7 protein-coding genes are annotated in these 6,979 nt (G+C 52.4%); 4 read left to right on the forward strand and 3 right to left on the reverse strand.

What is annotated here, in order from left to right; translation table 11 throughout:
* Window positions 1-1,034 (reverse strand): XdhC family protein (locus TJ79_RS04525; protein ID WP_052339267.1); only part of this gene is annotated, 1,034 nt, incomplete at its 3' end.
* A 259-nt stretch (window positions 1,035-1,293) separates the two neighbouring features.
* Here TJ79_RS04525 and TJ79_RS04530 point away from each other — a divergent pair.
* Window positions 1,294-1,971, forward strand: coding sequence for a response regulator transcription factor (locus TJ79_RS04530; protein ID WP_040949111.1), 678 nt, complete (start codon window positions 1,294-1,296; stop codon window positions 1,969-1,971).
* A gap of 2 nt (window positions 1,972-1,973) precedes the next feature.
* Complete coding sequence (locus TJ79_RS04535; RefSeq protein WP_337588923.1) at window positions 1,974-3,047, forward strand: sensor histidine kinase; 1,074 nt, start codon at window positions 1,974-1,976, stop codon at window positions 3,045-3,047.
* Between the two features lie 99 nt (window positions 3,048-3,146).
* Here TJ79_RS04535 and TJ79_RS04540 read toward each other — a convergent pair whose 3' ends face one another.
* Window positions 3,147-3,635, reverse strand: a complete 489-nt coding sequence (locus tag TJ79_RS04540; protein ID WP_040949113.1) for a hypothetical protein — start codon at window positions 3,633-3,635, stop codon at window positions 3,147-3,149.
* A gap of 106 nt (window positions 3,636-3,741) precedes the next feature.
* On the opposite strand from TJ79_RS04540, the gene TJ79_RS04545 reads away from it, so the two are divergent.
* Complete coding sequence (locus tag TJ79_RS04545) at window positions 3,742-4,149, forward strand: MerR family transcriptional regulator (RefSeq protein WP_052339268.1); 408 nt, start codon at window positions 3,742-3,744, stop codon at window positions 4,147-4,149.
* A 67-nt stretch (window positions 4,150-4,216) separates the two neighbouring features.
* Window positions 4,217-5,149, forward strand: a complete 933-nt coding sequence (locus TJ79_RS04550; protein ID WP_040949114.1) for an alpha/beta hydrolase — start codon at window positions 4,217-4,219, stop codon at window positions 5,147-5,149.
* Between the two features lie 120 nt (window positions 5,150-5,269).
* On the opposite strand, the gene ilvB is transcribed toward TJ79_RS04550, so the two are convergent.
* On the reverse strand, window positions 5,270-6,949 hold the full coding sequence (gene ilvB, locus TJ79_RS04555; RefSeq protein ID WP_238322787.1) for a biosynthetic-type acetolactate synthase large subunit: 1,680 nt from the start codon (window positions 6,947-6,949) through the stop codon (window positions 5,270-5,272).
* Between the last annotated feature and the right edge of the window lie 30 nt (window positions 6,950-6,979).

A 6,979-nucleotide genomic window follows, 5' to 3' on the forward strand; every position in this document is an offset into this window, starting at 1 on the left:
CGCCGGCCGACAGGGCCCATCCGCCTCAGCGCGATGAGCTCGGCCGCGATGCTGACGGCGATCTCCTCCTGCCCGCGTGCTCCGATGGCGAGGCCCACCGGATAGCGGAACCAGGCAGGAACGGTGAATCCCGCCAGCAGCCGGGAGATGCGCACGGCAGATCCCATGATGCCGACGGAGCGCATAGGCTGCTTCGCCAACTGCTCCAGGGCCGCCCGGTCCCGTTCCAGCTGATGGCTCATGACAACGGCGCAGTCCGCGTTGCCGAGCCGCAGCTCAGCCAGTTCTTCGACGGCCCATCCGCAGAGGAGAAGGCGCTCCGCAGCGGGAAACCGCTCCGTCGTGCATAACCCCGCTCGCCAATCGGCAACGGCGACGCGATAGCCGCACTGCGCGGCCAGTGCCGCTACGGGCATAGCGTCGTTGCCGGCTCCGAACAGCAACAATTGCGGATCGGGAGCAAATAGGCTGTCAAATCGGAATTGGGAGGCTTCCTGTCCGCTCTTCGCGGCTTCGGGAAACTCTGCAGGAAAGCCTGCAACCAAAATCGCGCCTGCCTCTTCGTTTCCGCATCTTTCCCTCACGGTTTCGAGTTGATAGTTCAATTGCACTGTTTTCCCTTGGATCGTGCCGGTTCGCTTTAACACGACGGATTCGTCTGCCGCCAATTGCTCCCGGATCTGGAGCAGCGTTTGCATCAGCTCGCCCTCCACCGGCTCCAACAGAACCGTTAGAGAGCCTCCACAGCCGCTGGCGGCGCCCCACATGGGATCGTCCTCAGACGCCAGGTCGTATACGGCGATTTGGGCTTGACGGTTCTTGAGCATTTCGGGCACCCTCGCCGCCAAATCTTGCTCCATGCAGCCAGGACTGATGCTGCCGAGAGAGGCACCGTTTTCGGAGATCAGCATGGCCGTCCCAGGTTTTCCGTAAGCATGGCCGTTGACCGATATTACGGTGGCCAAAACATGTTTCGGATGAAGAGAATGCGAAGCTTCGAAACAGGAGTCCAGCAGCTTTCGCCAAGGAACCATCTTATCCTCCTCCCGATCCGCTTACGCCCAAGAAAAGTGTTATATACATGTTAATATTAGTAACATTATAATGGGTTGCAGCAGATCAATCAATATTTTATGTGATAAAAACTAACACAAATTTCCCAGACTCGTCCATCAAGGCCGATAAACCCTCGTTTATATTCCGTTTACATAGCAGGTATATGCTTGGTTCGTTTACGATATCGGGTAAAAACAGCTAAAATAGAGTGAACCTACTTCAAGGAGGCATGAAACGATGCCACAGATTCTTGTGGTCGATGACGACCCGCACATCCGCAAGCTGGTCGAGCATTTTTTGAACCGGGAGGGTTATCGCGTTCTGGAGGCGCCCAACGGAAAAGTAGCGTTGGAAATTCTGGAGCGGGAAAAAGCGGATATGGTCATTCTCGATATTATGATGCCGGAGATGGACGGCTATGAGCTTTGCCGCCAGCTTCGCCACTATTATGATATGCCGCTTCTAATGCTGACAGCCAAGGGAGAAACGGCGCAAAAGGTAAAAGGCTTCGAGCTGGGTACCGACGATTATTTGGTCAAGCCTTTTGACCCGCCTGAATTGATTGCGAGAGTGAAAGCTCTTTTGAAGCGATACCGCATCTTCGTCTCCCATACGCTGAAGATCGGCAACCTGACACTCAACCGGGAAACGTACGAATGCATGATGGGCAGCGAGCCGCTTACCCTGCCGCCAAAGGAATTCGAGCTTATATTCAAGCTGGCCAGCTATCCGGGTAAAACCTTTACCCGCGACCAGATTATCGAGGAAATCTGGGGTTACGATTTCGAGGGGAATGAACGAACCGTAGATGTTCATATCAACCGGCTGCGGGAACGGTTTCCCGAGGAACGAAGCGCTTTCCGCATCAGCACCGTGCGCGGTCTGGGCTATCGACTGGAGGTTTGGCAGCCTTGAAGATGTACCGGAAAATGTTGAAAGTCATCGGCAGCTCCCTCCTCATTCTTCTGATCCTTTCCCTATTCTGGACGCTGGCTTATTTCGTGAGCGGAATACTCTATACCTGGATCGGCTGGCAGCCTCACGACCTCGTTCAACAACTGCTCGGCTCCGTCTTGGGCTTTGTTTTATTCGGCATAGTTGTTTCTATCGTCTCCCCTCATTTCCAGCGGAGGCAAAACGTATATTTTAAGGAGCTGACCGACGCGCTGCACCGCATCTCCCAAGGGGATTTTCAAGTGCGTGTGGATCCGTTTGGACGACGAAACCCCGATGACGGCCCGTTCAATACCATCGTGCTGAGCATCAATAAAATGGTGGCCAATCTACAGGAGTTGGACGGGATGCGCCAGGAATTTATCTCTAACGTCTCCCATGAAATCCAGTCCCCTCTCACCTCCATCACTGGGTTCGCCCGGGCGATGACATACGAGGAGCTACCGCGGGAAGTGCAGCTGCAGTACTTGCAAATCATCGACGCGGAAAGCACCCGGCTCTCCAAACTAAGCGACGATTTGCTGCGGCTCGCTTCTCTGGATTCCGCACATCATCCCTTTCATCCGGAGAATTTCCGCTTGGACAAGCAAATTCAGCTGCATATCCTCGCCTTTGAACCCCAATGGCTGGCAAAAGAAATCGACATCGAAGTGGATTTACCCGAGATCAGCATCACGGCGGATAAAAGCTTGCTTAGCCAGATTTGGGTGAACCTGATCCAAAATGCATTAAAATTTACGCCAAAAGGAGGAATCATCACTGTTTCCCTTGCCCAAGAAGACGATCGGGTTGTCGTTCGCATCACCGATACCGGTTGCGGGATGTCTCACGAGGAGCAATTGCGCATCTTCGAACGGTTCTACAAAGCGGATAAATCGCGTACGGGGTCGACAGGCGGCAGCGGTTTGGGATTGTCCATCGTTCATAAAATCGTGGATATGCACCAGGGATCAATTACGGTAAACAGTGCACCGGATGAAGGTACGACGTTCACGGTCTCTCTTCCTATTCATGTCAATTCCTCCCCAGTCAACTGACCGCCAGCCCCTTATTTCATATGTCTCATCCAGCCAAAAAAACGCAGCCTGTCGCCGAAGCGACGGACTGCGTTTTTTCTATCCCTTATTTCCCTAGTTTTAGGTCAATAAAGTTGTCTTTTTGCCCAATATTTCTTCCGCTCCAAAGGAATCGAACAGGATGGATAAGAATGTCGATAGTTGTTCTGACTGGATTTTATAGCAGATGACCCCACTCTTTTCGCTTTGAAACAGATAGTAAAGGGTTGATTGATCCCGTTTTGCCAATTGGATGGCGGAGTCTGTTAGCGTTACGTTCAGTTCCGCCATGTTGTTGGCGTTCATACTGCCATCCTGCTGTTTGGCGGATTGTTTGATAAGTTCCACGATGTAGTCTAAATCCTGCTGCTGTAAGGCGACGGCTTTTTCCTGACGGGCTTGATCGATGATCTTTGCGGAGCGTATCGTTCCCGTTGGATATATCCCTTCCACCACAGTTGATACCTGCGGCTTTCCGCCTTCCGCACAGCCTGCCGAGAAGAGAATCGGTAAGATGAACAGAAAAAGAAAACTAGTTTTTGCAAGATTACGCCTTGCCTCTCTATACATCGGACGCTCCCCCGGGTATCATGGTCTAATGGTAAAGATTTCTATTCCAGTGTATCATGAACTCCTGTTTTTGGGCTAAAATCCTTTGGAAAAGAGGCGCCGTATCATGGAAGGGTTATTAAGAGGGCAGCTTGCAGAAAAAGCTAAGGTAAACGTGGAGACGGTGCGTTTCTATGAAAATAAAGGGCTCCTTCCAGCCCCTCCCCGGTCGGAATCAGGCTACCGGCTCTATTCGGAAGATGCGTTGGTGCGGCTTGTTTTTATTCAGAACGCCAAGCTGTGCGGTTTTACTCTGAAGGAAATCAAGAAAGCTTTAAATAAATCGGAAGGAACCGGCATTACGGTCAGCGATTTTATCACCGTCATCGACCGGAAGGTGGACAGCATCAACCGGGAAATCGCAAAAAAAGAAAAGACAAAAGAGATGCTTGCCGGTCTCCGCGGCCAATTGACGGCGAAAGACAAGCATCCGGACATTCAGTCCGTATTAAAGACCCTCCATATGGAAACCTGACTTGACCTTGTAGATAACTACAGGCTGTACACTTGGACTAAATTACCGAGTGGCAGGAGGAAATCAAATGGAGACAACGCATCCCGATAAACTTGCGGCGATCAAAACGGTTTTACGGCAAAATAATCAGTATGAGCAGATGACGGTGGATCAAATTCGTGAAACGTTGGCTAAGCAATCAGCGTCGATTGCTCCTATTCCAGGAGTAATGACGAAAGAGCTGGAAGATGACGGAGTGAACGGCGAGTGGCTTTGGAGCGCTGAGCTAGGGGCGGATCACAGGCTTGTTAAACAGGTTCTTTTGTATTATCATGGCGGCGGCTTTATTGCGGGAACCTCAAGGGATTACCGGGATCTTGCATCCCGTCTGGCATTGACTAGTGGTGTGAAGGTATTGACGGCGGATTACCGCCTGGCACCGGAACATCCATATCCCGCAGCAAACGAGGATGCACTCAGTGCCTACCGCTGGCTGTTGAACCAAGGATATGCTCCTGAGAACATCGTGTTGGGAGGCGATTCCATTGGCGCCTCACTGGCGTTGATGACCTTGCTGGCATTGCGGGATAACGGTGAGCCGCTTCCGGCAGGAGCATTCCTCCTCTCCCCCCATTCCGACCTTGTTCATCTCGACGGCGAATCCTACAAGAGCAATGCGGCCCTCGATCCTACCGGCAGCCTGGAGGGCAATCGCCGGATATTAGATGCTTATTTGAGAGAGCAAGCCGCAGATGAGCCATATCCAGCGGTTTTATCCCCGTTGAGGCAGGATTTGAACGGTTTGCCGCCCCTTCTCATTCAGGTTGGCGACCAAGAAGTATTGCTTAGCGATGCGACCCGGCTTGCGGAGCGTGCGCAGGAAGCGGGAGTTGCAGTCACTCTGGAGGTTTGGGAGGAGATGTGGTGCGTGTTCCAAATGTTGGCTTCTTTTCTTCCGGAAGCAAGGCAGGCTCTGGAGAATGTCGGAAAGTTTACTTGTAAAATGTTATGTAAACAATAGCAGTAACCCAATATGCTATTAAGCTTGTTGATCCATATAATCATTCCGAAAGGGACGAACGCAATCGGCGATCGTCCCTTTCAGTGCCTTTTATCTTACCTATAACCCATTGCTGACTAACTATTCCAGATCCCCTAAAATGAGTTGATCCAGATTCGTTCCACCGAGTACCGTCGGATAAACGTTCTCCTCCTTCGGAACGACAAAATCAATGAGGACTGGGCCGGGAGTCTCCAACGCTTCTCTCCAAACACGCACCGCATCCTCTTTGTTCTCCGCCCTTAATCCTTTGACTCCATAGGCTTCCGCCAATTTGACGAAGTCGGGGCTGCCCGCCAAGTCGATGTGGCTGTGCCTTTTTTTGTAGACCAGATCCTGCATCTGCTTCACCATGCCCAGAACCTGATTGTTGATGACGACGATTTTAACCGGGATTTGATGGATGGCGCATATCGCCAACTCCTGGGCGCACATCTGCATCCCTCCGTCTCCGTTTATGGATACGACGAGCCGCTCAGGATTTCCGATCTGCGCTCCGATGGCTGCCGGCAATCCAAAGCCCATGGTGCCTGCGCCGCCGGAGGTGATTAAGGAGCGAGGCTGCTTGAACCGGTAAAATTGCGCCGCCCACATCTGATGCTGGCCGACATCGGTGGTGATGATCGCCTCTCCCCCGGTGGTTTCACCGATCATTTCTATCACGTATTGCGGCTTAAGCTCCGTATCCGAATCTTTGTAACCGAGGGGATGGCGTGATTTCATATCCGTGATTTCCTGCAGCCAACAAACGGAGCGGGACGGCGCTGCATTTTGATTAGCGTAAGTCAGTACCGCTCTTATGTCTCCTACACATGGAAGGTCCACCGGAATGGTTTTGCCGATTTCCGCCGGGTCGATATCGATATGGGCGATCTTTTTCGCGCGAGGAGCGAAGCCTTTCGGATTCATTGTGACACGCTCGTCAAACCGCGCGCCGATGGAGATGACCAGGTCGGCATTTTGCACAGCCATGTTGGCGGCGTAGGGGCCGTGCATGCCCATCATACCCAGAGATAAGCTGTGGCCGCTGGGAAAACCGCCTAATCCAAGCAAGGTGCTGGCAACGGGAACCTGCGTTTTCTCGACGAACTCCAGAAGTTCAAGGGAGGCATCGGCATAAACCACTCCCCCGCCTGCGATGATGACTGGTTTCTCTGCCTCGGTAATCGCAGCAAGCAATTGATCGATCTCCACTGGGTTGGCATCCGGAGATCCTTTATAGCCCCGTAGGTTCAACTCGCAAGATGGCTCATAAAACAGTTTTTGATTGGATACGTCTTTCGGGATGTCAATCAAGACAGGACCCTTGCGACCCGTACCAGCAATGTAAAACGCCTCGTGGATGATCCGCGGCAGGTCGCGGACATCCCGCACGGAGTAGCTGTGCTTGGTAATCGGCATGGCAATCGAGATGATGTCCGCTTCCTGAAAGGCGTCGGTTCCCATCACGTTCGTAGCCACGTTGCCAGTGATGATGACAAGCGGCACAGAGTCCATATAAGCCGTTAAGATGCCTGTAACCAGGTTGGTCGCCCCTGGGCCGGAAGTGGCAATGCATACTCCGGTCTTCCCTGTCGAACGGGCATATCCGTCCGCGGCATGGATCGCTCCTTGTTCATGCCGGGTCAACACGTGCTTAAAGTCCGGATTGCCGACCATGGCATCGTAGATATATAGGACATTTCCGCCAGGGTACCCGAAAATACATTCCATCCCTTCCGCCAATAAACTGCGCAACAGGGCTTCTGATCCCGTTATCATTTCCTGCTCGTGATTCCGGTTGGGATTTAT

Source organism: Gorillibacterium massiliense (assembly GCF_000455485.1).
In the GTDB taxonomy this organism is placed as follows: Bacteria; Bacillota; Bacilli; order Paenibacillales; family NBRC-103111; genus Gorillibacterium; species Gorillibacterium massiliense.

Coding starts and splice junctions, on each gene's coding strand:
- TJ79_RS04530 (WP_040949111.1), top strand. CDS start 1,294: ATGCCACAGATTCTTGTGGTCGATGACGACCCGCACATCCGCAAGCTG.
- TJ79_RS04535 (WP_337588923.1), top strand. CDS start 1,974: ATGTACCGGAAAATGTTGAAAGTCATCGGCAGCTCCCTCCTCATTCTT.
- TJ79_RS04540 (WP_040949113.1), bottom strand. CDS start 3,635: ATGTATAGAGAGGCAAGGCGTAATCTTGCAAAAACTAGTTTTCTTTTT.
- TJ79_RS04545 (WP_052339268.1), top strand. CDS start 3,742: ATGGAAGGGTTATTAAGAGGGCAGCTTGCAGAAAAAGCTAAGGTAAAC.
- TJ79_RS04550 (WP_040949114.1), top strand. CDS start 4,217: ATGGAGACAACGCATCCCGATAAACTTGCGGCGATCAAAACGGTTTTA.
- ilvB (WP_238322787.1), bottom strand. CDS start 6,949: ATGATAACGGGATCAGAAGCCCTGTTGCGCAGTTTATTGGCGGAAGGG.